Origin of the sequence: Cytobacillus firmus NBRC 15306 (assembly GCF_001591465.1) — a bacterium.
Taxonomy (GTDB): Bacteria; Bacillota; Bacilli; order Bacillales; family Cytobacillaceae; genus Cytobacillus; species Cytobacillus firmus.
Window position 1 is genome coordinate 1 of record NZ_BCUY01000231.1, and the last position, 983, is coordinate 983.

General features: G+C 35.2%; 1 protein-coding gene. It reads right to left on the reverse strand.

The genetic code is table 11. From position 1 onward, the window contains the following. Positions 1-545 (reverse strand): DUF421 domain-containing protein (locus BFI01S_RS22025; RefSeq protein WP_061794465.1); only part of this gene is annotated, 545 nt, incomplete at its 3' end. Positions 546-983 lie beyond the last annotated feature (438 nt).

The following is a 983-nucleotide window of genomic DNA, read 5'->3' on the forward strand; positions in this document are numbered from 1 at the left end:
AGAATTTCCCCATCTATAATTAACGATGTTGGGAGGTCTGCTGGACTTTCCGGGAGATTGAAATCTTGTTTTTCTGGTTTTTGATACTTGGATTTTAATAATAAACTTATTTGTCCATTAGCTTCCAATATACCGTATTTGACTTCGCGAATTGAAAAGACATGATTTTGACGAAGTATACTCAATACTTGATTTACATCCAGTTTGTTCTTTTTAAGTAACTTTCTGTCCATAACACCATCTCGAATGATGATGTTAGGATTGCCTAATAAGAGAGAACGTGCCGATTTATTTTTTAGAGTCATAAACTCTATTCCCAGCATAAGAAACGTCCACAATCCGATTGCATATAAAAAATGAAAGACCCCTACCTGATCTTGATAAATGGTATTTCCTAATAAATCTCCAAGTACTAACACAAAAACTAAGTGAAACGGGGTTAACTGATTTATGGATGTTCTGCCTGTTATGATAATGATAAAAAATAAAGTTGCAAAACCAACGATGACTTTAATCGTCAGTAAACCAATTTGAACTTCTTCCAAAGTTTTTCCTCCAGTTTACATTTTACTTAGCTGTATCTTGAGGTTTCGATAAAGAGGCTAGAGAACTGGCTGCCGATACCGCTGAATATCATACGGAAAGGTCCGAGGATCTAAAGGCAGGTATGCAGTTCTAATAAACGTATTTCCTTATGATATACATTTGTCATTTATATTTATTTAAAAAGCAATTCAAACTCTTTGAACTACCTGTTTTGTATTACCGTTTTTAGTAAATGAACCATCGAAACCCGTGTTCAGAGTTCTTAAACATGGGTTTTCGATTTTTCAAAGAACAAAAAACAGGATACATCAACTTATAATAATGGAGAAAGCAGGCGGGCACCCTGTTCAACAAACCGCATGGTCAGGGATCGCTGCATTAAGTCTTCAATTCTTAATGGTATAGAATCAGAAAGATCCCTCTCGAACTGCTCTGTA